At 73.6% G+C, this 23,672-nt stretch carries 25 protein-coding genes; 11 read left to right on the plus strand and 14 right to left on the minus strand.

Annotation, left to right across the window (positions count from 1 at the left end):
- Positions 1-32: 32 nt before the first annotated feature.
- On the plus strand, positions 33-461 hold the full coding sequence (locus ACFPL3_RS17825) for a MerR family transcriptional regulator (protein ID WP_343946890.1): 429 nt from the start codon (positions 33-35) through the stop codon (positions 459-461).
- A gap of 45 nt (positions 462-506) precedes the next feature.
- A complete protein-coding gene (locus ACFPL3_RS17830; RefSeq protein WP_343946891.1) occupies positions 507-1,490 on the plus strand; it encodes an aldo/keto reductase in 984 nt (327 codons plus the stop codon).
- Between the two features lie 567 nt (positions 1,491-2,057).
- On the opposite strand, the gene uvrA is transcribed toward ACFPL3_RS17830, so the two are convergent.
- Positions 2,058-4,967 (minus strand): excinuclease ABC subunit UvrA, encoded by a 2,910-nt coding sequence (gene uvrA, locus ACFPL3_RS17835; protein WP_343946892.1) that lies wholly within the window; start codon positions 4,965-4,967, stop codon positions 2,058-2,060.
- Positions 4,968-5,246: 279 nt separating this feature from the next.
- On the opposite strand from uvrA, the gene ACFPL3_RS17840 reads away from it, so the two are divergent.
- On the plus strand, positions 5,247-5,651 hold the full coding sequence (locus tag ACFPL3_RS17840) for an OsmC family protein (protein WP_343946893.1): 405 nt from the start codon (positions 5,247-5,249) through the stop codon (positions 5,649-5,651).
- 16 nt (positions 5,652-5,667) lie between these two features.
- Here ACFPL3_RS17840 and ACFPL3_RS17845 read toward each other — a convergent pair whose 3' ends face one another.
- From ACFPL3_RS17845 to ACFPL3_RS17870, 6 genes are read right to left on the minus strand one after another with little or no spacing between them, the layout of a single operon-like run.
- Complete coding sequence (locus ACFPL3_RS17845; RefSeq protein ID WP_343946894.1) at positions 5,668-5,895, minus strand: hypothetical protein; 228 nt, start codon at positions 5,893-5,895, stop codon at positions 5,668-5,670.
- 21 nt (positions 5,896-5,916) lie between these two features.
- Positions 5,917-6,612 carry an ABC transporter ATP-binding protein gene (locus ACFPL3_RS17850; protein WP_343946895.1) on the minus strand — a complete coding sequence of 232 codons (696 nt, stop codon included), beginning with the start codon at positions 6,610-6,612 and terminating at the stop codon, positions 5,917-5,919.
- Positions 6,609-7,367, minus strand: coding sequence for an ABC transporter ATP-binding protein (locus ACFPL3_RS17855; RefSeq protein WP_343946896.1), 759 nt, complete (start codon positions 7,365-7,367; stop codon positions 6,609-6,611). Before ACFPL3_RS17855 ends, ACFPL3_RS17850 begins: the two co-directional genes overlap by 4 nt.
- On the minus strand, positions 7,364-8,344 hold the full coding sequence (locus ACFPL3_RS17860) for a branched-chain amino acid ABC transporter permease (protein ID WP_343946897.1): 981 nt from the start codon (positions 8,342-8,344) through the stop codon (positions 7,364-7,366). Before ACFPL3_RS17860 ends, ACFPL3_RS17855 begins: the two co-directional genes overlap by 4 nt.
- Before the next feature lie 5 nt (positions 8,345-8,349).
- A complete protein-coding gene (locus ACFPL3_RS17865; RefSeq protein WP_343946898.1) occupies positions 8,350-9,213 on the minus strand; it encodes a branched-chain amino acid ABC transporter permease in 864 nt (287 codons plus the stop codon).
- Between the two features lie 10 nt (positions 9,214-9,223).
- Positions 9,224-10,450 carry an ABC transporter substrate-binding protein gene (locus ACFPL3_RS17870; RefSeq protein WP_343946899.1) on the minus strand — a complete coding sequence of 409 codons (1,227 nt, stop codon included), beginning with the start codon at positions 10,448-10,450 and terminating at the stop codon, positions 9,224-9,226.
- 150 nt (positions 10,451-10,600) lie between these two features.
- Here ACFPL3_RS17870 and ACFPL3_RS17875 point away from each other — a divergent pair, with 150 nt between their 5' ends.
- Positions 10,601-11,284 carry an MBL fold metallo-hydrolase gene (locus ACFPL3_RS17875; protein WP_343946900.1) on the plus strand — a complete coding sequence of 228 codons (684 nt, stop codon included), beginning with the start codon at positions 10,601-10,603 and terminating at the stop codon, positions 11,282-11,284.
- A 145-nt stretch (positions 11,285-11,429) separates the two neighbouring features.
- On the opposite strand, the gene ACFPL3_RS17880 is transcribed toward ACFPL3_RS17875, so the two are convergent.
- Together ACFPL3_RS17880 and ACFPL3_RS17885 are read right to left on the minus strand one after the other, a co-directional pair.
- Positions 11,430-11,561: a hypothetical protein gene (locus ACFPL3_RS17880; protein WP_343946901.1), complete on the minus strand. Its 132-nt coding sequence runs from the start codon at positions 11,559-11,561 to the stop codon at positions 11,430-11,432.
- Between the two features lie 122 nt (positions 11,562-11,683).
- On the minus strand, positions 11,684-12,085 hold the full coding sequence (locus ACFPL3_RS17885) for a VOC family protein (RefSeq protein ID WP_343946902.1): 402 nt from the start codon (positions 12,083-12,085) through the stop codon (positions 11,684-11,686).
- A 66-nt stretch (positions 12,086-12,151) separates the two neighbouring features.
- Between ACFPL3_RS17885 and ACFPL3_RS17890 the strand changes: the two genes are divergently transcribed.
- Positions 12,152-12,385, plus strand: a complete 234-nt coding sequence (locus ACFPL3_RS17890) for a hypothetical protein (RefSeq protein ID WP_343946903.1) — start codon at positions 12,152-12,154, stop codon at positions 12,383-12,385.
- 25 nt (positions 12,386-12,410) lie between these two features.
- Here ACFPL3_RS17890 and ACFPL3_RS17895 read toward each other — a convergent pair whose 3' ends face one another.
- A complete protein-coding gene (locus tag ACFPL3_RS17895; protein ID WP_343946904.1) occupies positions 12,411-13,307 on the minus strand; it encodes a hypothetical protein in 897 nt (298 codons plus the stop codon).
- Positions 13,308-13,677: 370 nt separating this feature from the next.
- Between ACFPL3_RS17895 and ACFPL3_RS17900 the strand changes: the two genes are divergently transcribed.
- Both ACFPL3_RS17900 and ACFPL3_RS17905 read left to right on the plus strand, forming a co-directional pair.
- Positions 13,678-14,898 (plus strand): LCP family protein, encoded by a 1,221-nt coding sequence (locus tag ACFPL3_RS17900; RefSeq protein WP_343946905.1) that lies wholly within the window; start codon positions 13,678-13,680, stop codon positions 14,896-14,898.
- 26 nt (positions 14,899-14,924) lie between these two features.
- Positions 14,925-17,006 carry a S9 family peptidase gene (locus ACFPL3_RS17905; RefSeq protein WP_343946906.1) on the plus strand — a complete coding sequence of 694 codons (2,082 nt, stop codon included), beginning with the start codon at positions 14,925-14,927 and terminating at the stop codon, positions 17,004-17,006.
- A gap of 615 nt (positions 17,007-17,621) precedes the next feature.
- Here ACFPL3_RS17905 and ACFPL3_RS17910 read toward each other — a convergent pair.
- The gene (locus tag ACFPL3_RS17910) at positions 17,622-19,109 is read right to left on the minus strand and encodes an MFS transporter (RefSeq protein WP_343946907.1); all 1,488 of its coding nucleotides are present in this window, start codon (positions 19,107-19,109) and stop codon (positions 17,622-17,624) included.
- Between the two features lie 66 nt (positions 19,110-19,175).
- Between ACFPL3_RS17910 and ACFPL3_RS17915 the strand changes: the two genes are divergently transcribed.
- Genes ACFPL3_RS17915 through ligD form a run of 3 tightly spaced genes read left to right on the plus strand, consistent with a single transcriptional unit; the run spans position 19,176 to position 21,038 of the window.
- A complete protein-coding gene (locus tag ACFPL3_RS17915; RefSeq protein WP_343946908.1) occupies positions 19,176-19,550 on the plus strand; it encodes an FKBP-type peptidyl-prolyl cis-trans isomerase in 375 nt (124 codons plus the stop codon).
- A gap of 2 nt (positions 19,551-19,552) precedes the next feature.
- Positions 19,553-20,053 (plus strand): metallophosphoesterase family protein, encoded by a 501-nt coding sequence (locus tag ACFPL3_RS17920; RefSeq protein ID WP_343946940.1) that lies wholly within the window; start codon positions 19,553-19,555, stop codon positions 20,051-20,053.
- A gap of 28 nt (positions 20,054-20,081) precedes the next feature.
- Positions 20,082-21,038, plus strand: coding sequence for a non-homologous end-joining DNA ligase (gene ligD / locus ACFPL3_RS17925; RefSeq protein WP_343946909.1), 957 nt, complete (start codon positions 20,082-20,084; stop codon positions 21,036-21,038).
- Between the two features lie 18 nt (positions 21,039-21,056).
- Here ligD and ACFPL3_RS17930 read toward each other — a convergent pair whose 3' ends face one another.
- From ACFPL3_RS17930 to ACFPL3_RS17940, 3 genes are all read right to left on the minus strand, one after another.
- Positions 21,057-22,478, minus strand: coding sequence for a gamma-glutamyltransferase (locus tag ACFPL3_RS17930; RefSeq protein WP_343946910.1), 1,422 nt, complete (start codon positions 22,476-22,478; stop codon positions 21,057-21,059).
- A 76-nt stretch (positions 22,479-22,554) separates the two neighbouring features.
- Complete coding sequence (locus ACFPL3_RS17935; RefSeq protein WP_343946911.1) at positions 22,555-22,752, minus strand: hypothetical protein; 198 nt, start codon at positions 22,750-22,752, stop codon at positions 22,555-22,557.
- Positions 22,753-22,877: 125 nt separating this feature from the next.
- Positions 22,878-23,270: a cupin domain-containing protein gene (locus ACFPL3_RS17940; RefSeq protein ID WP_343946912.1), complete on the minus strand. Its 393-nt coding sequence runs from the start codon at positions 23,268-23,270 to the stop codon at positions 22,878-22,880.
- A gap of 51 nt (positions 23,271-23,321) precedes the next feature.
- On the opposite strand from ACFPL3_RS17940, the gene ACFPL3_RS17945 reads away from it, so the two are divergent.
- Positions 23,322-23,633, plus strand: a complete 312-nt coding sequence (locus tag ACFPL3_RS17945) for an antibiotic biosynthesis monooxygenase family protein (protein ID WP_343946913.1) — start codon at positions 23,322-23,324, stop codon at positions 23,631-23,633.
- Positions 23,634-23,672 lie beyond the last annotated feature (39 nt).

Here is a 23,672-nt window from a genome sequence, read left to right on the forward strand (position 1 = left end):
TCGAGCGCGCTCGAAGCTTTAGCGTCGTCGCCATGACCGCATCGGTGGACGCCGCGCTGGACCGCCTCAAGAGGCAGGACGCCGCGGCACCCACACCGGACGCCACGCTGACGATCGCCGAGATGGCCGAGCGCACCGGCGTGTCCGCCCACACGCTGCGGTACTACGAGCGGATCGGGCTGCTCTCGGTGGGCCGCGACGCCGCGGGTTACCGCGTGTACCGCGCGGCCGACTACGCGAGGGTGGTCTTCCTCAACCGGATGCGGATGACCGGGATGACCATCCGTGACCTGCAGCGCTACGTCGCCCTCGTCCAGCAGGGCGAGGCCACCGTTCCGGAACGCCGGGCGATGATGCTCGCCCACCGCGACGCGATCCGGGCCCAGCTGCAGGAACTCGTCTTCACGCTCGAGACCGTCGAGTTCAAGATCGCCGCCTACGGCGGCAACCCCGAGCCGTAGCCCGCCGCCCGGCGCACCCCTTCACCCTTCACCCAGGAGACACCCATGTCCCTACCCACCCGTGCCCTCGGACCCCTCCCGGTGAGCGCTCTCGGCCTCGGCTGCATGGGCATGAGCTACGCCTACGGCCCCGCCGACCGGACCGAGGCCATCGCCACCCTGCACCGGGCCGTCGACCTCGGCGTCACGTTCCTCGACACCGCCGACATCTACGGCAGCGGCGCCAACGAGGAACTGCTCGCCGAGGTGCTGGCCGACCGTCGCGACGAGGTCGTACTGGCCACCAAGTTCGGCATCATCCCCGGAACCGACGGCCTCCCCGCCGGCGTGAACGGCAGGCCGGAGTACGTCCGCCAGGCCTGCGAGGCCTCGCTGCGCCGGCTCGGCGTCGACCGGATCGACCTGTACTACCTGCACCGGCCCGACCCGGAGGTGCCGATCGAGGACACCGTCGGGGCCATGGCCGAACTCGTGCAGGACGGGGTGGTCGGGCACCTCGGCCTGTCCGAGGGCTCGGCCACCACGATCCGCCGGGCGGTGGCGGTGCACCCGATCGCGGCGGTGCAGGCGGAGTGGTCGGTGTTCAGCCGCGACATCGAACGCGCCGTGCTCCCGGCCTGCCGGGAACACGGGATCGGCGTGGTGCCCTACAGCCCGCTCGGGCGCGGCCTGCTGACCGGCGCTCTTCCCGCCTTGGCCGACGACGACTTCCGCCGCACCCTCCCCCGCTTCCAGGGCGAGAACCTCGACCGCAACCTCGCCCTGGTGGGCGCCGTGCGGGAGATCGCCGAGGCGCACGGCGCCACGCCGGGGCAGGTGGCGCTGGCGTGGCTGCTCGCGCAGGGCGAGGACGTCGTGCCGATCCCGGGCACCAAGCGCGTCCGCTACCTGGAGGAGAACGCCGGCGCGCTCGACGTCACCCTCACGCCCGCCGACGTCGCCCGGCTCGACGGCCTGCGGCCCGCTGGCGACCGCTACCCGGACATGACCTGGGTGGAACGCGACACCCGCGAGGCCGCCCTGCACTGACGCTCGTACGAACGGCACCCTCGTCCGATGGAGCGGTACGAGGGTGCCGTTCGTCCAACGTGTGGCTCGCGGGCCCGGCTGCTGATCGTTCCGAGATGCGCGAACCAGCCCTCACGAGGGCGCGGAGCAGGATCTCGTAACGATCAACGCGCCATGATCGGCGTGAGATGGAGAGAAGCGCCCTCACAAGGGCGCTGCGGGCAACTTCGCAACGATCATGGCCCGCCCCGCCTCGCCCCACGGCGACCACAGCCGGTCAGCCCGCTCCCCGGGCCGACGGCTCGCGCCCAGGTCCGGGAGGCGAACCGGGCACCTCGCAGAGCGCCCACGAGATCGATGATCTCCGACCCGGCCCCGTCGATCACCGCAGCGCGCAGCGCGCCACATGCCAACGGGTGTCGCTGTGTGGAGGTCCGACGGTGCGCCGAGACCAGATGCAGCCCGTCTCCGCCAGGCCGACGCGAGGCGCGCCCGAAATCCGCGCCAACCCCGCCAACCCGCGCTGCCCCGCAGTACGAACGGCGCCCTCGTCCGATAGAGCGGTACGAGGGTGCCGTTCGTACGGGATCAGCTCGCGGCCGCCGCCCGCTTCCGGCGGGTCTTGGGGGCCGGGGCCTCTTCCGGCGTGACCAGGCTCTTGAGGAACTGGCCGGTGTAGCTCGCCGGGTCGGCCGCCACCTGCTCCGGCGTGCCCTGCGCGATCACCGTGCCACCGCCCGAACCGCCCTCCGGGCCCATGTCGATGATCCAGTCGGACGTCTTGATGACGTCGAGGTTGTGCTCGATGACGATCACCGAGTTGCCCTTGTCGACCAGGCCGTTGATCACGCTGAGCAGCTTGCGGATGTCCTCGAAGTGCAGGCCCGTGGTGGGCTCGTCGAGGATGTAGATCGTGCGGCCGTTGGAGCGCTTCTGCAGCTCGGAGGCCAGCTTGACGCGCTGGGCCTCGCCACCGGACAGCGTGGGCGCCGGCTGCCCGAGCCGGACGTACCCCAGCCCGACGTCGACGAGCGTGCGCAGGTAGCGCGAGATCGAGGTGATCGGCGCGAAGAACTCCGCCGCCTCCTCGATGGGCATGTCGAGGACGTCGGCGACGGTCTTGCCCTTGTAGTGCACCTCGAGCGTCTCGCGGTTGTAGCGGGCGCCCTTGCACACCTCGCACGGCACGTAGACGTCCGGGAGGAAGTTCATCTCGATCTTGATGGTGCCGTCGCCGGAGCACGCCTCGCAGCGCCCGCCCTTGACGTTGAACGAGAACCGGCCCGCCTGGTAGCCGCGCACCTTCGCCTCGGTGGTGGACGCGAACAGCGTGCGGATCTTGTCCCACACCCCGGTGTAGGTGGCCGGGTTGGAGCGCGGGGTGCGCCCGATCGGCGACTGGTCGACGCGCACGAGCTTGTCGAGCCCGTCGAGCCCGGTGATGCGCGTGTGGCGCCCCGGGACCTGCCGCGCACCATTGAGCTTGTTGGCCAGCACCGTGGCCAGGATGTCGTTGACCAGCGTGGACTTGCCGGACCCGGACACCCCGGTGACCGACACCAGGCAGCCCAGCGGGATGTCGACGTCGATGCCGCGCAGGTTGTGCTCCCGCGCCCCGACGATCGTGAGCTGCCGCTTGCGGTCGCGCGGGCGGCGGATGTCGGGCACCGGGATGGAGCGCCGGCCCGAGAGGTAGGCGCCGGTGAGCGACGTGTCGTGCGCCTCCAGCTCGGGCACCGGCCCGCTGTGGACGATGTGGCCGCCGTGCTCCCCCGCCCCCGGGCCGATGTCGACGGCCCAGTCGGCGGAGCGGATGGTGTCCTCGTCGTGCTCGACGACGATGAGCGTGTTGCCGAGGTCGCGCAGCCGGGTGAGCGTCTCGATCAGCCGCCGGTTGTCGCGCTGGTGCAGCCCGATCGACGGCTCGTCCAGCACGTACAGCACGCCGACCAGGCCGGACCCGATCTGCGTGGCCAACCGGATGCGCTGCGCCTCGCCACCGGACAGGGTGCCCGCGGCGCGGTCGAGCGAGAGGTAGTCGAGCCCGACGTCGAGCAGGAAGCCCAGCCGCGCCTGCACCTCCTTGAGCACCCGGCCCGCGATCATCGCCTGGCGCTCGTCGAGCACCATGCCGTCGAGGAACTCCGAGCACTCCGCCACCGACATCGCCGACACCTCGGCGATGGACCGGTCGCCCTGGGTGCGGTGGGCGAGCGTGACGGCCAGGACCTCCGGCTTGAGCCGCGCCCCCTTGCAGGCCGGGCACGGCACGTCGCGCATGTAGCCCTCGTAGCGCTCGCGCTGCGACTCCGACTCCGTCTGGTCGAGGCGCCGCTCCAGGAACGGGATGACGCCCTCGTAGTTGGCGTAGTAGGAGCGCTCGCGGCCGTACCGGTTGCGGTAGCGGACGTGCACCTGGTCGGTGGTGCCGTGCAACACGGCCTTCTGTGCGGCGGCCGGGAGCTTGCGCCACGGCGTGTCCATCCGGAACCCGACGGCCTTCGCCAGGCCGTCCAGCAGCCGCCCGAAGTACTCCGCGGACTGCCCGCCCGACCAGGGGGCGATCGCGCCGTCGGCGAGGCTCGCCTCCGGGTCGGGGACGACCAGCTCCGGGTCGACCTCCTTCTTGATGCCGATCCCCGTGCACTCCGGGCACGCGCCGTAGGGCGAGTTGAACGAGAACGTGCGCGGCTCGAGGTCGTCGAGGGACAACGGGTGGCCGTTGGGGCAGGCCATGCGCTCGGAGAAGCGGCGCTCGCGGTGGGGGTCGTCGTCGGGCAGGTCGACGAAGTCGAGCACGACCAGCCCGTCGGCGAGCCGCAGCGCCGTCTCCACCGAGTCGGTGAGCCGCTGCTTGGCCGACTCCTTGACCGTGAGCCGGTCGACCACCACGGAGATGTCGTGCTTCTCCTGCTTCTTGAGCTTGGGCGGGTCGGTGAGCGGGTGGACCGTGCCGTCGACCATCACCCGGGAGTAGCCCTGCGCCTGCAGCGTGGAGAACAGGTCGACGAACTCGCCCTTGCGCGTGCGCACCACCGGCGCCAGCACCTGGAACCGGCTGCCCTCCTCCATCGCGAGGACCTGGTCGACGATCTGCTGCGGCGTCTGCTTCTCGATCACGTGCCCGCAGACGGGGCAGTGCGGGACGCCTGCGCGCGCGTAGAGCAGGCGCAGGTAGTCGTAGACCTCGGTGATGGTGCCGACCGTGGACCGCGGGTTGCGGTTGGTGGACTTCTGGTCGATCGACACCGCGGGTGACAGCCCCTCGATGAAGTCGACGTCGGGCTTGTCCATCTGCCCGAGGAACTGCCGCGCGTACGCCGACAGCGACTCGACGTACCGGCGCTGCCCCTCCGCGAAGATCGTGTCGAACGCGAGGCTCGACTTGCCGGACCCGGACAGGCCGGTGAACACCACGAGGCTGTCGCGCGGCAGGTCGAGGTCGACGCCGCGCAGGTTGTGCTCGCGGGCGCCGCGTACTACCAGACGGTCGGCCACGGTGGGGAAGCCTCCTGAGATGCGGGTGGAGGGCCGAGAGCGGCCCTCGATCCATGCTAGGCGCGGCCACCGACAGAACCGGTGCGTCGCCCGGCGGGCGGCTGCCCCGGGAGCCGGGCAGCCACGAGAAGGATCGCACACACGTTCGATCTCCCCCGGCGGGGGCTGGTCCGGCGCGGTCCGCGCGGCCTCCCTAAGTTCAGGAAAGCCACATTCAGGGCCGGAGAGGCCTTGAATGTGGCTTTCCTGAACCACCCGGTGGGGCCATAGGCTGCCCCGGTGGGAGAGCCGAACGTCTGGTCCGTCGCACGCCTGCCCGAGGCGGGGAGCGACGCCGCCGACCTGGTCGTCAACGGGTTGGAGCTGAGCTGCGCCGTGCCGGACGGGTCCGGGGCCGAACCGCCGGGCGCCACCCCGTTCGGCCTGCTCGCGGCCTCCCTGTCGGCCTGCACGGCCATGTCGGTGCGCACGTTCCTGCAGCGCTGGCACGTCGACCCCGGCGCGGTCACGGTGCACGTGGGTGTGCACCCGGAGACGCCGCCGATGCTCGACCGGCGCGTCACCGTGGACGGCGAGGTGGGCACCGACCTGCGGGAGCAGCTCGCGGCGGTGGTCGACAGCACGCCGATCACGGTGCTGCTGCGCGATGCGGTGACGATCCGCACGGTGCTGACGACGGGGTAGCCCCGGCGCCGCGGGGTCAGGGCGGCGGCATCTCGCCGGCCCGGCTCCAGGGTTCCTGCTCCTCGGCGCGCCGGAACAGCTCGACGGCCCACGCCGGCACGTCGTCCGGGCCGTCGGCGCTCCGCACGACGTCGGAGAGCGGGTGCACGACGTCGGGTCCCAGGTCCAGCACGCGCTTGGCGTGCGCCGAGCGCTGGTCCAGCTCCGCGCGGAACCGGGAGACGTCGTCGGGTTGCTCCGTCATGCCGGCCACGCCAGGCACCCGTCAGGCCACGCCGAGCAGGCGGTACGCCGTGTCCGGGTCGCGCCGGAACTCCGGCGTCGGCACCCGGTGCACGAGCGCGCCCTTCTCCATCACCGCGATCTCCCCGGCCACGGCGAAGGCCAGGTGCAGGTCCTGCTCGACGATCAGCACCGCCACCCCCTCGTCGCGCAGGGTGGTGACGACGCCGGCGATCTGGTCGACGACCGCGGGCGCGAGCCCCTCGGACGGCTCGTCGAGCAGCACGAGCCGGGGGTTCGTCAGCAGCGCCCTGGCGATGGCGAGCATCTGCTGCTCGCCCCCGGAGAGCTGGCCGGCAAGCTGCTTGCGGCGCTCGGCGAGGCGGGGCAGCAGGTCGAGCACGGTGGCGACGGTCCAGCGGCCGCGGCGGGCGGCGAGCGCGAGGTGCTCGGCAACGGTCAGCGTGGCCCAGACCCGCCGCCCCTGCGGCACGAGCGCCACCCCGGCCCGCGCGATCCGGTCCGCGCGCTGCCCGGCCAGTTCGTGGCCGTCCAGCAGCACCGAGCCCGCCGAGGGCGGCACGAGCCCAGCCAGCGTCATGATCAACGTGGACTTGCCGACGCCGTTGCGCCCGAGGAGCCCGAGCACCGCGCCCGCGTCCAGGTCGAGGTCGACACCGTGCAGCACGACGCCCCGGTCGTAGCCGGAGACGAGCCCGCGGACCTGCAGGAAGCTCATGACCCGAACAACTCCTCGCGCCGGCCCGCCCCGAGGTAGGCCTCCCGCACCGCCTCGCTGGCGCGCACCTCGTCGGGTGTGCCGGACAGCAGCACCCGGCCGAGGTGCAGCACGGTGACCGAGTCGGCGAGGGAGAACACGAGGTCGAGGTCGTGCTCCACGAACAGCACCGTGATCTCCGCGGGAAGCCCCGCGAGCAGCTCGAGCAGCCGCGCGCTCTCGGCGGGCGACATCCCGGCCGCCGGTTCGTCGAGCAGCAGCAGCGACGGGCGGCACGCCAGCGCGAGCGCCACCTCCAGCTGCTTGCGCTCCCCGTGCGAGAGGGCCGGCACGGGTACGTCGCGCCGGTCGGCGAGCCCGACGCCCTCGAGCAGCTCCTCGGCGCGCTCCTGCACCGCGGGCTGCCTGCGCGGCAGCGGCGAGATCCGCCCGCCGCCGTGCCGGGCCGCCGCCAGCGCCACGGTCTCGGCCGCCGTCATCGAGCCGAAGAGGCTCGCGTGCTGCATCGTCTGGCTCATCCCGAGCCGGCAGCGCGCCACCTCCGACAGCCGGGTGACGTCGCGGCCCGCGAGCTCCACCGTGCCCCCGTGCGTCCGCATCGTGCCGCTGACCAGCTTGAACAGCGTGGACTTCCCGGCGCCGTTGGGACCGATCAGCGCGTGCCGGGCGCCCGGCTCCACGGTGATGTCCACGCCGTCGACGGCGTTGAGCGCCCCGAAGGACCGGCGCAGCCCGGCGCACCGCAGTGCCGTCACGACCGCCTCCCGCGCAGCCGGATCCCCGCCGCCCCGCGCGGCAGCAAGTAGACGACCAGCACGAAGACCGCCCCGAGCACCAGCGTGCCGTGGCCGCCGAGGCTGGGGCCGAGCGCGTCGCGGATGACGATCACGAGCGCCGCGCCCAGGCAGGCGCCCCAGAGCGAGCCCGCGCCGCCGATGATCACGGCGAGGAGCGCGAACGACGCCGTGAGGAAGCCGAGGTCGGGCAGCGCGACGATCCGCGCCTGCGCGGCGAGCAGCGACCCGGCGAGCCCGGCGACCCCGCCCGCCAGCACGAACACCGCGTACTTGTAGAGCGCCGTCGGGTAGCCGATCGCCCGCATCCGGGGCTCGTTGTCGCGGATGCCGCGCAGGGCCGCTCCGAACGGGGAGCGGGCCACCAGCCAGACCACCACGAACCCGACCAGGAACACGGCGAGCACGTACCAGTAGGTGAAGCCGGCGTTCGTGAGCGGTGCGCCGGCGATGCGCACCGAGGGGATGCCGGTGAGGCCGTTCGCGCCGCCGGTGACGGAGTCCCAGGCGTTCGCGAGCTGCTGCACGGTCTCGCCGATGGCGAGCGTCAGCATCAGGAAGAACACGCCGGCGCTGCGCACCGTGATCCAGCCGGTGAGCGCGGCCACCAGCGCCCCGACCGCGCCCCCGACCAGCAGCGGCACCGGTGCCTCCGCCGTGACGTTGATCGACACCCAGCCCGCGGCGTACGCGCCCGACCCGAAGTAGGCGGCGTGCCCGAGCGACGGCAGCCCGGTGACGCCCACGAGCAGGTCGAGGCTCACCGCGAACAGCGCGAACACCAGGATGCGGGTGAGCGTGGTGGTGGCAAACGGGGCCAGGAAGAGCGGCACCGCCGCGAGCACGACGACGATCGCGGTCACGAGCAGGCCCACCCGGCCCCGCGGCGCCCGCGGTGGGGCGGCCGCCGCGCCGCCGGGGACCGCCGGAGCCTCCACCGCCGTCACCGGGCACCCGCCGCGACCGGCCCGCCGAACAGGCCCTGCGGGCGCAGCACCAGCACCACCGCGAGCGCCGCGAACAGCACGAACGAGGCCAGCTCCGGCAGCATCAACCGGCCGAGCGTGTCGACCTGGCCGATGATCAGCGCTCCCACGAGCGCCCCGCGCACCGAGCCGAGTCCGCCGATCACGACGACGACCAGCGCGAGGATGAGCACGGTGGCGTCGAGGCCCGGCCGGGCCCCGTAGATCGGCCCGCCGAGCACGCCCGCGGTGGTGGCCAGCAGCGAGCCGACCGCGAACACGGCCGTGGTGACGAGCCGGTTGTCGATGCCGACGGTGGCCACCATGTCCCGGTCGGCCACGGTGGCCCGCACCAGCGCGCCCACCCGGGTGCGCTCCACCACCAGGTAGACCACCACCGCCAGCACGGCCCCGACACCGATGAGCACCAGCCGGTAGGCCGGGTAGACCGCGCCGAACACGGTGACGGAGCCGTCCAGCGCGGGCGGCGCCGCCACCGACAACGGGTCGTCGCCGAAGAAGATGATCAGCAGTTCGGCCACGACGAACGCCACCCCGAGCGTAAGCAACGCCTGGTCGAGGTGCGAGCGGCGGCGCAGCGGAGCCGTCATCAGCGACAGCAGCGCACCGGCGGCGAGCCCGGCCACCGCCGCGATCCCGAGCGCCGCGAGGAAGCCGCCCCAGCTGCCGGAGAACGCGGCACCGAGGTAGGCGCCGAGCACGAAGAGCGCTCCGTGGGCGAGGTTGAGCACGTCCATCATCCCGAAGACGAGCGACAGCCCGACCGCGAGGATGAACAGCAGGAACCCGACGGCCAGCCCGTTGAGGACGCTGACGAGCATCAGGCCACCGTCACGCCGGAGCCGGCTGGCTCTGCGGCCCGAGGTCCTGGACCACGGCGTTCACGAGCGTGCCGCCCACGTTCTCCACCCGCCGCAGGTAGATGTTCTGGCGCGGCGTCTGGTTCTCGAACACCCAGGGGCCGCGCGGGCTGTCGTCGATCGTGCCCACCTGGCCGAGCGCCGCACCGAGCGCGTCGCCGTCGAGCGCGGTGGCGGTGCGCAGGGCGCGGTTCAGGACGTTCGCGGCGTCGTAGGTCTGCACGGCGAAACAGCTCGGCGCCTCGCCGTGGGCGCTCGAGTAGGCGTCGACGAACGCCTTGTTGACCGGGGTGTCCAGCTGGTCGCTGTAGTGCAGCGTGGTCTGCACCCCGAGCGCGGCGTCGCCCTGCTGCGGCAGCACGTTGCCCTCGGTGAGGAACCCCGACCCGTACAACGGGATCGTGTCGGCCAGCCCGAACTGCGCGTACTGCTGCACGAACGTGATGGCCTCGGAGCCGGAGAAGAAGCAGAACGTGGCCCGCGCACCCGACCCCTGGATCTGCGTCAGGAAGGGCTGGTAGTCCGAGGTGGTGCCGAACGGCGGCGTCGCCGACCCGACGACCTGGCCGCCGCCGGTCTCGAACGCCCGCGTGAAGTTGGAGATGACCTCCTTGCCCGCGGCGTAGTCCGGCGCGATCGCGAAGACCCCCTCCGCGAACCCCGACTCCGCCAGGTGCGTGCCCATCGCGGCCGCGATCTGGCCGTTGGTGAAGGAGCTGCGCCAGACGTAGGGGGTGCGGCCCGGGCCGGTGACGTCCTCCGCGCCCGCGTTGGTGACGATCAGGAGCTTGCGCGCCTCCGCCATCGTGTCCCGCACGCCCAGCGCGGTGGCGGAGTTGACCAGCCCGACCACCACGTCCACGCCGTCGCTCTGCAGGACCTTCTGCACGGCGGGCACGCCGGTCTGCGGCGTCTCGCCCTCGTCGGCGATCACGGTCTCCACGGTGCGGTCGCCGAACTTGCCGCCGTTCTGCTCCAGCCAGAGCTCCCAGCCGCGCTGCATGTCCGTGCCGAGGGCCGCGTAGACGCCCGACTGCGGCACGACGAGCCCGACCTTGACCGCGCCGCCTCCCCCGCCGCCCGTCTCCCCGCCACCGGAGCCGCCGACGCTGCTCCCACAGGCCGAGATCACCGGCACGGACGCCGCCGCGCCGAAGAGACCCAGCAGACGCCGTCGGGTGAGCAGGTGGGGATCCATTGCAGACAGCTCCTCGTCGAACTCGTCATGCCGGGCCGAGTGTCGACGGATCGTTGTCGAGCGACGGATCCGCTGTCAACGATTCGGGCTAACCGCGCATCCCACCGCGATCCGATCGTGACGGTCCGGCGACACGACTAGGCTGGCCGGGTGGACGTCCTCGACAGCTACACCGGCCACGTCGACCCGGGCGGCGCTGCCACCCGTCGCGACCTCGAGGCCCTCAGCATCACCAAGATCTCGGTCGGCCCGATGGACAACAACGCCTACCTGCTGGTCTGCCGGGCCACCAACGAGGCGCTGCTGATCGACGCGGCCAACGAACCCGACCGGCTCGCCGACCTCGTCGGCGCCGACGACAGCCGCCCCGAGCTGAACCACCTGGTCACCACGCACCAGCACTACGACCACTGGCAGGCGCTCGGCGCCGTGGCCGGCATGTTCCAGACCCGCCAGATCGCCCACCCGCTCGACGCGCCCGAGCTGCCGATCCCGATGGACCTGCTGGTGGAACACGGCGACACCATCCGGTTCGGCGACATCGAGCTCGAGGTGGTGCACCTGCGCGGCCACACCCCCGGCTCGATCGCCCTCGTCTACCGCGACCCGGCCGAGGGCGGCCACCCGCACGTCTTCACCGGCGACTCGCTCTTCCCCGGCGGCCACGGCAAGACCACCACCGCCGAGGACCACAACCAGCTCATGGACGACCTGGAGGAGCGCATCTTCGGCCCGCTCCCCGACGAGACCTGGGTGTACCCCGGCCACGGCGACGACACCACCCTCGGTGCCGAGCGCCCGCACCTCGGCGAATGGCGGGAACGCGGCTGGTGAGCTGACGCGCGGCCCGGCCGACCCGGCCACGCCGAAGCGCACCAGCGCGGTCACGACGGCCCTCAGGTACTGCTGACGCCCGATGATCAGCGTGAGCAGTACGCCAGGGCGCCCATCACGACGAGGAGTACGTCTCGCGCGGGGATCACGGGCCCAGCGGCACCGGGGCGAGCGTCAGGGCCGGCGCCGACTCGGCCCCGAACCACACGGTGAGCCGATGGCCCTCGACCCGCGCGTCGGCGTCCGGCACCGCTCCGGCCCGAGCGGGCCACGGCACCCCCAACTCCTCCGCGAAGACGTCCTGGACCGCGGTGAGTGGCGAACCAGCCGGCCAGCTCTGCCGAACACGACACCACGGCGGCTGACGCCTCCGGAGTGAGGCTCGGCGGAACGAGACCGTCAGGCCCGCACCAGGCAGAACGGGTGGCCCGCCAGGTCGAGGTACACGCGGAAGCTATCCGGCTTGGGCTGCACCTCGTGCTTGCGCGCCCCGATGGCCAGCACCGCACGCTCGCCCTCGTCGAGGTCGGGCACGTCGAAATCGATGTGCAGCTGCTGGGGCACGTCGCCGTCGGGCCACTGCGGCGGGCGGTGGTCCGGCGACTTCTGGAACGCCAGCGCCGCCCCCTGGCCGTCGGGCGGGTCGAGCTGGACCCACTGGTCGTCCTCGTCGGGCGGGGGAAGCGGCCACCCGGTGAGCGCGCTGTAGAAGCGCGCGAGGGCCACCGTGTCCGGGCAGTCGAGCGCGACGACGCCGAGGCGGGCGATGCCCCGCCCCGGGGGGTTCTCGATTGTGGTCACGGGTGTGACGCTAGGCCCTTCCCCTGACATCCGGCGGCCCGCCGCCCGGTGGGGCATGGTGGGCCGATGCGCATCCAGGAGGACACGACGCTCGCCATGGACCTGCAGGTCGAGATCGGGATCCCCGCCGCTGCGCGGAACGACGACGCGGACGCCGAGGCGCAGGTCGTCGTGTTCCCCGGCGGAGGGGACGGCCGCCCGGAGAGCCGCGCCCACCGGTGGTCGTTCAGCCCGGACGAGGCCGAGCAGCTCGCCCGCGCGCTCCTCGAGGCAGCCGACAGCGCCCGCGCGATGACCTGACCCGAGCCGGCCCGACCTGAAACGGTCAGCCCAGTTCCAGCCGGTTGACGTCGGACACCCGGCAGTCCGCAGGCCCGGCCTGCGCCCGCCCGCTGACGGTGCCGCTCGCCTGCGCGCCCGACAGCACCATGGTCTGGCCCGGCTCGACGGTGGTGGCGATCGCGTGGATCTCGCCGACGCGGGGGCCGCCCTTGTCGTTCACCGTGACGGTGATGTTGTACGACTGGCGCTGGTCGGTGCGGTTGCTGATCTCCAGCGTGGCCTCGGCCCGCGCCTCGGCGCCCTCGCGCACCACGGTGCAGTCCTGCAGCGCCACGTCCTGCATCGCGTCGTCGGTGCCGCCGAGCCTGGCCTCGCCCTCCGGCACCTCGGCCACCTGGGCCGTGAGCGCCACGACGACCGCGCCGACGCACAGCACCGTACCGAGGGCCGCGAGGACCTTGCGGGTGCCGAGGATCGCGATCACCCCGAGCACGGCGCCGAGCGCGGCGAGCCCGATCGTGAGGTACTGCAGGGCGGCCACCGACGTGCCGACGAGCGCGCCGACGACGCCTCCGACGAGCCCGACGATGCCGAGGATGAGCGCCGTGACGGCCAGGCCCACGAACCGCTGCCGCGGCACGAAGATCGGAATCGACCCGGTGTCGGGGGCCCCGGGGGCCGTGCCCTGGGCGCGCGCCCGGCGCAACTCCTCCTCGGCGGCGTGGCGCCCCGACTGCGGCTCCGGCTGGCCGGGCTGGTGGTAGGGCTGCTCCGGGTAGGCGTGCTGCGGCTGCTGCTCCGGGTTCAGCGGCCAGGGCCGCAGGTGCTGGCCCGGCGCCACCGGCGGCCGCGTCGGCTGCTGGGGCGGTTGGTGGGGCTCGTGCGGTAGGGGTCGTTCCGGGAACGCCGACTCGCGGCGTGACTGGTGGGGAGCGGTCATCGCGAACGTCCGTTCTGCGCTGTGATCTTGTCGTAGACCTCGGGCTGCACCGGAAGCCGTTACGGGTGGCGTCCGGGCACGTCCGGCCGTGCTCTCGGTGCCTCCCGGCACGTGCTCTTCAGGTCGCTCATCGCGCGTCTCCCCCCGGTGGCACCGTCAAGTAGGCGGCGACACTAGCGCGTTGATCATGCTTTGGTCACCGACCGTGCCGTGACACGGCACACCGGACGTGTGACCTGCTCCGTTCGGAGCAGTCGCTTCGCACATTGCGTGACTACAGTGGACGGAAGCCGCAACGGCGGTGGTGGGAGCCCTGCACGGTCGCGGCGCGCGACGCGAGGGCCGCCGCGGGTCACCCGGAGTGCACATCATGGATGCCAGACGCACGACGCTCGCGGCCGTGCGCACGCTCGTCGCGCTCGCGTCGGCCGCGGCGTTCGTCGCCACCGGGTTCGCGTGGTCGCTGCACCAGCGCGTCGACACGGCCGTCGTCACCAGCGACGCCGCGATCCCCACCCCGCGCCCCACCCCCGAGGGCGAAGCGTTCACGGCGCTGCTGGTCGGCCTGGACGCCCGCACCGACGCACAGGGCGACCCGCTCCCACCCGCCGTGCTCGACGCCCTGCACGCGGGCCCGGACGAGGGTCAGCTGCACACCGACACGATCATCCTCCTGCACGTGCCCGCGGGGCTCGACGGTCGCGCGGTCGCCATCTCCATCCCGCGCGACTCGTTCGTGCCGATCGCGGGCGGCAAGGGCACCCACAAGATCAACTCCGCGTACCGGCGCGGGATGGAGGACTCCGCGGAGGCGTTGCGCGCCCAGGGCCTCGACGGCGCGGAGCTCGACCGGCGCGCCCGCGAGTCCGGCAGGCGCACCCTCGTCGCCACCGTCCAACAGCTCACCGGGGCCCGGATCGACCACTTCGCCGAAATCGGCATGGCCGGTTTCGTCGAGCTCACCGAGGCACTCGGCGGCGTGCCCGTGTGCCTGAACGCCCCCGTCCACGACTCCTACTCCGGGGTCGACCTGCCCGCAGGAAGGCACCTCGTCAGCGGCCCGGGCGCGCTCGCGTTCGTCCGGCAGCGGCACGGCCTCGAGGGCGGCGACCTCGACCGCATCGCCCGCCAGCAGGCCTTCGCCGCGGGCCTCGCCCAACGGGTGCTCGCCACGGGCACGGTCACCGCCCCCGCGCAGCTGCAGCGCCTCGTCGACATCGCCACCCGCTACGTGGTGCTCGACCGCGGCTGGCAGCTCGACAAGGCCCTCGCCCAGCTCCGCCGGGTCTCCGGCTCGTCGCTGACGTTCCACACCATCCCGACCGGACGCCCCGACCTGCGCACCCCCGTCGACGGCATCGCCGTGCAGATCGACCGCGACGAGGTGCGCACGTTCGTCCGATCGCTCCTCGACCCGGCCGACACCCCCACGACGGCGACGCCCACGGCACCGGCACCGGCGCCCACCACGACGCCGCCCGAAACCGACGACGACGGTGACGACCTCACCGTCGAACCCGCGGACGTGCCCGGGTCGACCCGCACGTCCGCGCCTCCCGTGATCACCACCGGCGTGCCCTGCGTGAACTGACCGGCGGCCGGGCAGACTGATCTCCCGTGACCGACAGCTTCCCCCGCCGGCAGGCCCGCACCCGTCGCTTCACCCTCGGCGCGCCGCGCGGCATCACCGTGTCCCCCGACGGTCAGCGGGTGGTGTTCCTGCGCAGCCGGGGCGGCACCGACCCCGTCACCTGCCTCTGGACGCTGGACCTCGGCACCGGCGAGGAACGGCTGGTCGTCGACCCGCGCGAACTCGACGCCGCAGGCGAGGACGACCTGCCGCCCGAGGAGAAGGCGCGCCGCGAGCGCACCCGGGAGCAGGCGGGCGGCGTGGTCGGCTACGCCACCGACCGGCCCGTCACCACGGCCGCGTTCGCCCTGTCCGGGCGGCTCTACCTCACCGACTTCGCGGGCGGGCTGACCCCGCGCCTCGTCGACACCCCGCCCGGCGTGATCGACCCCCGGCCCGACCCCTCAGGGCGCAGCATCGCGTTCGTGGCAGGCGGTGCGCTCCACGTCCACGACGTCACCTCCCGCGTCACCACCGCGCTCGCCGAGCCCGACGGCCCGCACGTCACCTACGGCCTCGCCGACTTCGTCGCCGCCGAGGAGATGGGCCGCATGCGCGGTTACTGGTGGGCACCCGACGGCGACGCCCTGCTGGTGGCGCGGGTGGACGACTCGCCCGTGCACCGCTGGCACATCGCCGACCCCGAGCACCCGGACCGCGAACCCACCGTCGTCGCCTACCCGGCAGCGGGCACCCCGAACGCCCGCGTCACGCTGGAGGTGGTGGACCTCGACGGCACCGTCGTTCCGGTGCGGTGGGACCAGGAGCGCGACGAGTACCTCGCCGACGCCGTCTGGGACGGCCACGGCCTCATGATCGTCGTGCAGCCCCGCGACCAGCGCGCCCTGCGGATCCTGAGCGTCGACCCGGACACCGGCGCCACCACACCCGTGCACGAGCAGACCGATCCCGCGTGGGTCGACCTCGTGCCCGGCGTACCCGCCCACACCGCGTCGGGCGCGCTCCTCACCGTCGGCGCCGTCGACGGCGGACTGCGCCTGCTCGCCGACGGGGAGCCCGTCACGCCCCCGGCGCTGCAGGTGCGCGACGTCGCGGACATCGACGGCGACGTCGTGCTGTTCCGGGCGAGCGAGGACCCCACCTCGATCGGGCTGTGGACGTGGGGACCGGACGGCCTCGCCGCCGTCACCACCGGTCCGGGCGTCCACGGCGGGCGGCTCACCGCGGGCACGCTCGTCGTGACGCGCCAGGACCTCGACACCGACGGCACGACCACCACCGTGCGGCGCGACGGCACCGAACGCACGATCGCGTCGTTCGCCGACCTCCCCGGCCTCACGCCGCGGGTCACGCTGCTCAGCGCGGGCGAGCGGGCGCTGCGCACCGCGGTGCTGCTCCCCACCGACCACGAGCCGGGCACGCGGCTGCCCGTCCTCATGGACCCCTACGGCGGCCCGCACTCCCAGCGCGTGCTCGCCGCCCGGGGTGCGTTCCTCACCAGCCAGTGGTTCGCCGACCAGGGCTTCGCCGTCGTCGTCACCGACGGGCGGGGCACGCCGGGGCGCGGGCCGGACTTCGAGCGCGCGATCCTCGGCGACTTCGCGGGCCCCGTCCTGCAGGACCAGGTCGACGCGCTGCACGCCGCCGCCGAACAGCACCCGGACCTCGACCTCACCCGCGTCGGCATCCGCGGCTGGTCCTTCGGCGGGTACCTCGCCGCGCTCGCCGTGCTGCGCCGCTCGGACGTCTTCCACGCGGCCGTGGCCGGCGCCCCCGTCACCGACTGGGCGCTGTACGACACCCACTACACCGAGCGCTACCTCGGCCGCCCGGACACCGACCCGGAGGCCTACGAGCGCTCGTCCCTGATCGCCGACGCGCCCCGGCTGACCCGGCCCCTCCTGCTCGTCCACGGCCTCGCCGACGACAACGTGGTGGCCGCCCACACCCTGCGCCTGTCGTCGGCCCTGCTCGCCGCGGGACGGCCGCACAGCGTGCTCCCGCTGTCGGGGGTCACGCACATGACGCCCCAGGAGGTCGTGGCGGAGAACCTGCTGCTGCTGCAGGTCCAGTTCCTGAAGCAGTCCCTCGGCATCGGCGCCGCATGACCGCGCCCTGACCCCGCGCGCAACTCACCCCCCGAAACGCGAGACTCGCGCACCGGGGGCGAGTCCCCCGTCTCAGGCGGCGAGTCCCCCATCCGATGCGCGAGTCTCGCGTTCAGGACGGCGAGTCTCCCGTTTCGACGCGCGAATCCCCCATCTCGGTGCGCGAGTCCCCCATCCGGTGCGCGAGTCCCCCCTTCGGTCGGCGAGTCCCTCGTCTGAGGTGGGCGAGTTTCCCGTCTCCAGGCTCGAGGCCCCCGTTCGCATCCGACAGGGCCGCGGCAGCCGCGCGTGACGTGGCCCTCGGCGTCGGCGCCCGACGACCGTCGCCTCGCGCCGCGCGCAACTCGGCCCAGGGAAGGCGCGACTCACGCCGCCAAACGCGAGACTCGCGGACCCCTGGGGCGAGTCTCCCGTTTCGACGCGCGAGTCTCCCGTCTCCGGGCCGCGGCCCCCGTTCGCGCATCCGACGGGGCCGCGGCACCCGCGCGTGGCGTCGTCCCCGCGTCGGGGCCCGACGACCGTCCCCTCGCACCGCGCGCAACTCGGCCCAGGGAACGCGCGACTCACGCCGTCAAACGCGCGACTCACGCCGCCGGACGGGGGACTCGCGGGGTGTCAGCCGTGCGCGGCGTGGTCGTAGCCGTGCACCTCCTCCTCGGAGCAGCGGCGCCGCGCGATGCGCTCGTGCCGCAGGTCCCACACGGCGATGACGAGCGCCGCGGTCACCGACAACACCGCGCCGGAGAGCGCCACGGCCGCGGCGAGCCGGAAGTTCTGCCCGGTGACGTCGAGGACCAGGTAGTACACGCCGGGCAGCGCGGCCGTGCCGACCGCCGCGCCGACCCGCTGTCCGGTCTGCAGCGCGCCCCCGGCCGAGCCGGCCATCCGCACCGGCACCTCGCGCAGCGTCAGCGTGATGTTCGGGGAGATCACCAGGCCGCCGCCGATCCCGGCGACGAGCAGGGCCGGTGCGAGCGCTCCCGTGAGCTGGTGCGCGGGCACCAGCAGCACCACCCCGACGGTGGCGACCAGTCCGGTGAGCACGCCGACCAACCCGATGACGGTCAGCCGGCGGCCGAAGCGCTCCACCAGCCGCCCGCCGACGGCTGCCGACACCGCGGACCCGAGCGCGAACGCGGTGACCGAGAGCCCCGACTGCAGCGGGGTGTAGCCCAGCCCGTTCTGCAGGAACAGCGCGAACACCAGCCAGATGCCGGAGAACCCCAGGAAGTAGACGGTGCCGAGCGCCGCGCCGGGGGCGTAGCCGCGCGTGCCGGAGAACAGACGCAGGTCGAGCAGCGGGGCGCCGCGCCTGCGCATCACACGCCGCTCCCACCACAGGAACAGGGTGATCAACCCGGCCGCGACGGGGAACAGCCACCACATCCTGCCCACGCCGCCTGAGTCGGCGTCGGCGAGCGGGAGCAGCACCGCGAGCACGGCGCCGCCGAGCAGGAGGCCGCCGACGACGTCGATCTGCCCGGTGCGCCCGGGCGCCGCCCGGGGCAGGAGCCGGGCGGCGAGCACGAGCGCGACCACCCCGATCGGCACGTTCACGAGGAAGATCCACCGCCACCCGTCGGGCCCGCCCGCGAGCGCGAGGATCACGCCGCCGACGACCGGGCCGACCGCCGTGGAGATCCCGACGGTGGCGCCGAAGAGGCCGAAGGCCCTCCCGCGCTCGTCGCCGTCGAAGAGCTGCTGGATCAACCCCGAGTTCTGCGGGGCGAGCGCCCCGGCGGCGAGACCCTGCGCGAGCCGGGCGGCGACCAGCAGCCCGATGCCGGGGGCCATGCCGGCCAGCCCGCTGAACAGCACGAACGCCGAGAGCGCTCCGAGGAACATCCGCCGCCGCCCGAGCGCGTCGCCGAGCCGGCCCGCGGGGACGAGCGCGAGTCCGAACGTGAGCGCGTACCCGGAGACGACCCACTGCACGGCCGCCGGTTCGGCGCCGAGGCTGCGCTGCAGCGACGGCAGCGCCACCGAGACGATGCTGACGTCGAGCAGGCTCATGAAGCCGGCCACCAGGGTGACCGACAGGGCCCGCCACCGGTTCGGGTCCGGCGCCTCCGCGTCGGACCGCCGCGCATCCGGCGTCGCCACGAGCCCTGTCTACCCGCCGCCGCGCGGTCTGGCACGCTGGGCGGGCCCACCGTCAGGAGGAAGAACGTGGCACTGCAACGACCCGACGTCGACCCGCACGACGGCCCGGCCCCCGCGGACCTGCTGGTCCAGGACCTGAACCCCGGCATCGGGGAGGAGGCGACCCCGGGCCGCACCGTCGAGGTGCACTACGTGGGCGTGGCCCACTCCACCGGCGAGGAGTTCGACGCCTCCTGGAACCGCGGCTCGACCTTCCAGTTCCCGCTCGGCGCGGGCCGTGTCATCGCGGGCTGGGACCGCGGCGTGGCCGGCATGAAGGTCGGCGGCCGCCGCCGGCTGGTGATCCCGCCGCACCTCGGTTACGGCGACCGCGGCGCGGGCGGTGCGATCAAGCCCGGCGAGACGCTGATCTTCGTCGTCGACCTCGTGAACGTGCACTGATCCTGGACCTGCTGCTGATCTCGGACACCCACGTCCCGGTGCGGGCGAAGGACCTGCCCGCGCCGGTGTGGGCGGCCGTCGACGCCGCCGACGTGGTGATCCACGCGGGTGACTGGGTGTCGGTCGACCTGCTGGACGCGCTCGAGGCCAGGGCGCAGCGCCTCGTCGGGGTGTTCGGCAACAACGACGGCGCCGCATTGCGGGCCCGCCTGCCGGAGGTCGCCCGTGTCGAGCTTGGCGGCGTCCGGTTCGCCGTGGTGCACGAGACCGGCGCCTCCGCGGGGCGCGAGCGGCGCTGCGCGCGGGCGTACCCCGACGTGGACGTGCTGGTCTTCGGCCACAGCCACATCCCGTGGGACACCACGGCGGAGGGCGGGCTGCGCCTGCTCAACCCCGGTTCCCCCACCGACCGGCGGCGGCAGCCGACGTTCACGTGGATGACGGCGCGGGTCGCCGACGGCGCCCTCATCGACGTGGATCTCCACCACCTGCCACCTGGCTGAGCACGGGCGGGCGTGGTTGAGTGCCCTGGTGAGCCGCGCGAAGACCGTGGAGACGCGGGACGGGGTGGAGCTGACCAACCTCGACCAGCCGCTCTTCGACGGCGCCGACGCCACCAAGCGTGACCTCGTCGACTACCTCGACGCGGTGCGCGACCGCATCCTGCCCGAATTGCGGCAGCGGCCGCTCTCGGTGATCCGGGTCCGGCCGGGGCAGGAGCCGTTCATGCAGAAGAACGTGCCCAAGTACACCCCGGACTGGATCGAGACCACCACGGTGTGGGCCGAGGCGTCGCGGCGCCAGGTGCGCTACGCGCTGGCGAACGACCGCCGCACGCTGTTGTGGTTCGCCAACCAGCGCTCGGTGGAGTTCCACCCGACCCTGATGCGCGTGGGTGAGCCGCACCCCACGTACCTGGTCCTGGACCTCGACCCGCCCGCCGGCGACGACTTCGCGCACGTCGTGCGGGCGGCGCGGCTGGTGCAGCAGGCGCTCGCCGACAGCGGGCTCGAGGGCGTGGTCAAGACGAGCGGCTCGAAGGGCCTGCACATCTTCGTGCCCCTCGCCGACGACGTCGGCTTCGAGGACGCCGCCGCAGCCACCCGGGCGCTCGCCGCGCGGGCCGAGCGCGTCGATCCCGACGTCGCCACCACGGCGTACATCAAGGACGACCGGGACGGGAAGGTGTTCCTGGACTCCACCCGGTCGGGTGGTGCCACGGTGGTGGCGGCGTACAGCCCGCGGGTGCGGCCGGGCGTGCCGGTGTCGTTCCCGGTGGCCTGGGACGACCTCGACCGGGTGACGCCCCGCGACTTCACCGTCCACACGGCCGTCGGCCTGCTCGGCGACGCCGACCCGTGGCGCGAGCGCATGCCGCAGCCGCAGAAGCCACCCGCCGACCTGCTGGAGGAAGGCCACGAGATCCCGATCGCGCGGGTCGCCGCCATGCACGAGGGGAAGCGGCGGGCGCGGGCGCGGCGGCAGTGACCCGCGTAGAGAGGCCGTTCAAGCCACCGCCACGGCGCCGCACCGCCGGGCGTCCGCTCCCCCGGTGACGGCGCCGGTGCCGGGGTCGCGGCGGACGGCCTGGCACCCGCCGAAGAACAGGTTCGGGGCGTCGAAGACCATGACGCGCCCGCAGACGGCCTCGAGCGCCGCGAGGTCGATTCCGGGCTCGGCGTAGGCGATCCCGCTCTCGACGTGCAACCGCGGGGCGTCCACCGCGTCCTGCAGCGACATGCCCCGGTCGATCGCGTTCACGAGGACCTGCAGGAGCGCGCTGCGGATGCGGCGCGAGCCCGCGGAGCCGACCACGAGCTCGGCGGCGCCGGCGCGGCGCACCACGGTGGGGGCCATCGAGGACGGCAGCCGCTGCCCGGGTTCGGCCGGGCCGACGAGGTCGTGCTCGCCGAGCATGTTGTTGAGGTGGACGCCGGTGCCGGGCACCGTGACGCCGGAGCAGGCGCCGTTGGAGCAGGTCACCGAGCAGGCCCACCCGTCGGCGTCCAGCACGGAGACGTGGGTGGTGGAGCCGAGCCTTCCGGCGGCGGACGGCGCCGGGGCGCGCTCCCCCACCGCGAGTGCCGCGGCGATGCCGGCCACGTCCGGCGCACCCGGTTCGGCGTCCAGCTGCGCCAGTGCGCGCACCAGCCGCGTGCCGCCCGCGCTCGGCGGCGGGTTGGTGAACACCTCGCGCCCGCGGTAGTCGACGCGCAGCGGGACGCGCGGCACGACGTGGTAGGCCGCGAGGTCGGCCGGGGTCAGCACGCCGCCGCCCGCGCACACCCGTTCGGACACCGCACGGGCGATGTCACCGGTGTAGAACGGCTCCGCCCCTTCCGCGCCGAGGCGGTCGAGGGCGTCGGCGAGCTGCGGGTCGCGGAGCAGGTCGCCCTCCCGCGGCGCCCGGCCGTCCACGAGGAACTGCGCGGCGGCCTCCGGGGTGGCGTCCACGACGTTGGCGAGCAGCCCGAACACGTACGCCTGCATCGCGTTGACCCGCACGCCGGTGCGGGCGAGCCGGGCCGCCGGGGCGGTGAGGTCGGTCAGGGGCATGCGGCCGAACCGCTCCACCGCGGCCGCGACGCCCGCGGGCGCGCCGTACGTCGCGCACGACGACGCCCCGATGTCGAAGACCTGGGTGGCGTCCTCGAACGACACGACGACGCGCGTCATCGGCAGCGGGGACACCCCGGCACCGCGGCCGGGCACCGACACGAAGAAGTCGAGCAGCTCGGGCTGCTCACCCGGTGGGGCGACGAGCAGGTATCCGCCCGCGCCCAGGCCGGTGAGCAGTGGCTCCGCCACGAACGACGTGACGACGGCGGCCACCGCGCCGTCGACGGCATTGCCGCCGGCGCGCAGGGCCGCCACGCCCGCCTCGGCCGACGCCGGATGCCCGGCGGCGACCACACCTCGCTGTGCCACGACCGTCCTCCCGAACCGTCGCCCCCGACGAGGCTATTGCCTCTCGGGTGGACGAGTCAGGAGGAAAGCGGTGGCATCATCCCTCGGATCCGCGAATCCGGTCGCAGGTGGCTTCCACCTCGGCCCACGCCTTGCGCGCCTCGGGATCGCTCGCGAGCCACTCCTCGGCCCTCGAGGCGGCGGCGGTGTCCCCGTTGGCTGCGAGGACGTGCAGCTCGACCAACTCGTCCTTCCAGTCCCGGCTCGTCGCCGGTTCCGCTCCTGCGGCACTCATGGAGCAACGGTTGCGCACCGGCCGCAGATGGGAAAGCTGGACGCGCCGGGGTGTGAGCGGTGTCTCTCCGATGGTCCGTCGAACGGGTCGGAACGGACGTGCCGGTCCCCTGGCGCGGGCCTCCGTCAGGAGGTCGGCGGCTCGTCCTCGCCCGACTCCTCCGCGGCGTCGGCTTCCTCCTTCGTGCGGTGCACGGCGCCGGGGGCGTGGTCGGGCGGGCCGTAGACCGTGTACAGCACGAGCGGGTTCGGGCCCGTGTTCACGAAGTTGTGCTTCGTGCCCGCCGGCACGACGACCAGGTCGCCCGGTTCGACGGCCTTCTTCTCACCGCCGACCTGCGCCTCGGCCGTGCCGCTGACGAAGGTGAGGATCTGGTCGATCCCCTCGTGGACCTCCTCGCCGATCTCGCCGCCCGGCGGGATGGTCATGATCACGAGCTGGGTGTGCTCGCCGGTCCAGAGGACACGCCGGAAGTCGTCGCTGCTCTCCGCGACGGACGCGATGGTGAAGTGCTCCATGCCGCTTCTGTGCCCCGATCGCGCCCGTTCCACGCGTGCGAGGATGCGGAGATGGTTCTGGAGATCGCCGACATCACCGTGTTGCCCGGCACCGGCGCAGAGTTCGCCGACGCGGTGCGGGAGGGCATCCGGTACGTCGCCGACACCCCCGGGTTCCGCAACGCGCGGCTCACGAAGGGCATCGAGTCGCCCGGCCGGTTCGTGCTCATCATCGGGTGGGACAGCGTCGAGGCCCACACCGTCGGGTTCCGCGAGTCCGAGAACTTCGCCCGCTGGCGCAGCCACATCGGCCCGTTCCTGGACGGCAACCCGCGGGTGGAGCACTTCGACGAGGTCACCCTGCCGGGGCCGGCCGCGGGCTGAGAGCGGACTGAGGGCCTCACCGAGGGCCACCCCGTAACG

Source organism: Pseudonocardia zijingensis (assembly GCF_042657305.1).
Taxonomy (GTDB): Bacteria; Actinomycetota; Actinomycetes; order Mycobacteriales; family Pseudonocardiaceae; genus Pseudonocardia; species Pseudonocardia zijingensis.

Bases quoted from the DNA above. Each gene is read 5' to 3' on its own strand.
- ACFPL3_RS17940 (WP_343946912.1), bottom strand. From the start codon at position 23,270: ATGGAGCACTTCACCATCGCGTCCGTCGCGGAGAGCAGCGACGACTTC.
- ACFPL3_RS17900 (WP_343946905.1), top strand. From the start codon at position 13,678: ATGGATGCCAGACGCACGACGCTCGCGGCCGTGCGCACGCTCGTCGCG.
- ACFPL3_RS17895 (WP_343946904.1), bottom strand. From the start codon at position 13,307: ATGACCGCTCCCCACCAGTCACGCCGCGAGTCGGCGTTCCCGGAACGA.
- ACFPL3_RS17830 (WP_343946891.1), top strand. From the start codon at position 507: ATGTCCCTACCCACCCGTGCCCTCGGACCCCTCCCGGTGAGCGCTCTC.
- ACFPL3_RS17870 (WP_343946899.1), bottom strand. From the start codon at position 10,450: ATGGATCCCCACCTGCTCACCCGACGGCGTCTGCTGGGTCTCTTCGGC.
- ACFPL3_RS17935 (WP_343946911.1), bottom strand. From the start codon at position 22,752: ATGAGTGCCGCAGGAGCGGAACCGGCGACGAGCCGGGACTGGAAGGAC.
- ACFPL3_RS17850 (WP_343946895.1), bottom strand. From the start codon at position 6,612: ATGAGCTTCCTGCAGGTCCGCGGGCTCGTCTCCGGCTACGACCGGGGC.
- ACFPL3_RS17865 (WP_343946898.1), bottom strand. From the start codon at position 9,213: ATGCTCGTCAGCGTCCTCAACGGGCTGGCCGTCGGGTTCCTGCTGTTC.
- ACFPL3_RS17825 (WP_343946890.1), top strand. From the start codon at position 33: ATGACCGCATCGGTGGACGCCGCGCTGGACCGCCTCAAGAGGCAGGAC.
- ACFPL3_RS17890 (WP_343946903.1), top strand. From the start codon at position 12,152: ATGCGCATCCAGGAGGACACGACGCTCGCCATGGACCTGCAGGTCGAG.
- ACFPL3_RS17945 (WP_343946913.1), top strand. From the start codon at position 23,322: ATGGTTCTGGAGATCGCCGACATCACCGTGTTGCCCGGCACCGGCGCA.
- ACFPL3_RS17845 (WP_343946894.1), bottom strand. From the start codon at position 5,895: ATGACGGAGCAACCCGACGACGTCTCCCGGTTCCGCGCGGAGCTGGAC.